We start from the raw sequence: 1,865 nt of genomic DNA, 5'->3' as shown, positions 1-1,865 counted from the left end.
GAAACGCCCGGTCCCATTCCGAACCCGGAAGCTAAGACCCACAGCGCCGATGGTACTGCACCCGGGAGGGTGTGGGAGAGTAGGACACCGCCGGACAATCATTAACAGGGAAAGCCCCGACCACGACGGTCGGGGCTTCCCCCATTTAAGCCCATAAGACGCAGCTGACTGCCGAAGATGTCCACCGCCGCTCAATTTGTTCGGACAGCGTCCAGGGAAGCATCGCCATCACACCTCAACGACGTCGCCACGCGCCAGGGCGAAAGGCAGACGATCGAAGATGATCTGGATCTCGGCGATCTGATCATTGTGAATGCGATACAGCTCCGCTCCCGGGGCGCTAGGAACTGCCCGATTGGCTGTGTCGTACATCAGTATTGCTTCGTCGTCGGACCCATAAGCCGCAAGAAGGGCTGATTTGGTGAGCGTAGCAGCGAAGGGCTCCATGAATGCCCGGACAGCGGCACTACCTCTCATGGTGCCGGACGGTGCATGGCAGGTGACATCCTCGGCTAGGTGCTTGATCGCTGAGTCCAGGTCGCCGGTTGTCCAGGCCCGGTGGTACGCGACTGCGATCTCAACGGCTCTGGCCTGTTTTTCAGACATGGTCTGACTCCTTTCGTAGACGGAATACTCCTGTTAGACACCACTTCCCAGCAGATCGGAACGCTCTAGTGGGTCCGTGCCAAGATTGAACGGTGACATCAGCCGAGTTGGAGGCCGCCCGGGCCGGCGATGAAGAGGCTTTCGCCTCGCTCGTGGCGCCCTTTCGCCGGGAGCTTCATCTGCATTGCTACAGGATCACAGGTTCTGTTGACGATGCAGATGATGTACTGCAGGAGGTTTTGCTTGCGGCGTGGAAGGGGTTGCCTGGTTTCGCCGGCCGATCATCCTTGCGGACTTGGCTCTACAGGATTGCTACTACTCGTTCGCTCAATACTCTGAGGGACCAGCAGCGCCGACCTCGTACCGCGCCCATACCTCCGTTCGCGCCTCCAGCTGCAAACGACCGATTCGACCTGCCGCATGTGCAGCCTTACCCCGATGTATTGGTCGACGAGCTTGATCCTGCTGTGCAGGCGGTGGCCCGTGAAAGTGTCGAGCTCGCATTTGTTGTTGCGCTTCAACGGATGCCGCCGCGCCAGGCGGCAGTGTTGATCCTCTGCGATGTGTTGGATTTCACCGCCAGCGAGGCTGCCGAGATGCTCGCGATAGGCCCGACGGCGGCAAAGGGTCTTCTTCAGCGCGCCCGCTCCGCCAGACCCTCTCCAAGGTCAATTGCGACCGGAGCAGAACACCACGGTCTAGCCCGTAAGTTTGCAGATGCCTTCTCGCGAGACGACGTCGATGCCGTCCTTGAGCTCCTCACCGATCAATGTTGGCTCGCCATGCCTCCGGCCAGAGAACTTTACGTGGGCCTGCACGCCGTCGGGAGCTTCCTCCATGCCAGCGCAGCCGGGCGCCCTGGCGGCAACTATGCGCTGACCGCTGTCATTGCCGGTGGCAGGCCGGCGTTCGTCTGTTATCTGCAAGGCCGGGCCAGGGGACTCCTGGTGATTGAGCCAACTCAGGTTGGAGACAAGATCGCATCGATCATGCGATTCCTCGATGATGGTCTGCACCGACACTTCGGGATGCCGGACTTTCTTGAGTGAAGTGGAGCGCAACTGGCTCAGCGACGCGCGTCCGAACGATTGCCCGACGGCGGGCTGACGCGGGTGTTGGGGTTGTGTTGGGTGGTTGTTGGGGTGGATTTGCGTTGGGGGTGTGGGGCGTGTATTGTTTTCTGAGTCGCCGGGTGCGAAACGGAAAGCCGGAAGGTGTGTACGGTTCGGTAGGCGGCCAAAAATAACTCTTCTTTTCCA

At 60.2% G+C, this 1,865-nt stretch carries 2 protein-coding genes and 1 rRNA gene; 2 read left to right on the top strand and 1 reads right to left on the bottom strand.

The window, feature by feature from the left end; translation table 11 throughout:
- Positions 1-96, top strand: a 5S ribosomal RNA gene (gene rrf, locus AC1DD5_RS25605); the annotation flags it as partial.
- Between the two features lie 132 nt (positions 97-228).
- On the opposite strand, the gene AC1DD5_RS25600 is transcribed toward rrf, so the two are convergent.
- Positions 229-606 (bottom strand): nuclear transport factor 2 family protein, encoded by a 378-nt coding sequence (locus tag AC1DD5_RS25600; protein ID WP_442007077.1) that lies wholly within the window; start codon positions 604-606, stop codon positions 229-231.
- A gap of 92 nt (positions 607-698) precedes the next feature.
- Here AC1DD5_RS25600 and AC1DD5_RS25595 point away from each other — a divergent pair, with 92 nt between their 5' ends.
- Positions 699-1,655, top strand: coding sequence for an RNA polymerase subunit sigma-70 (locus tag AC1DD5_RS25595; protein ID WP_477523121.1), 957 nt, complete (start codon positions 699-701; stop codon positions 1,653-1,655).
- The last annotated feature ends 210 nt before the right edge of the window (positions 1,656-1,865 follow it).

Source organism: Paenarthrobacter sp. 10L420 (assembly GCF_056395385.1).
This window is presented reverse-complemented; position numbering and strand designations above follow the sequence as displayed.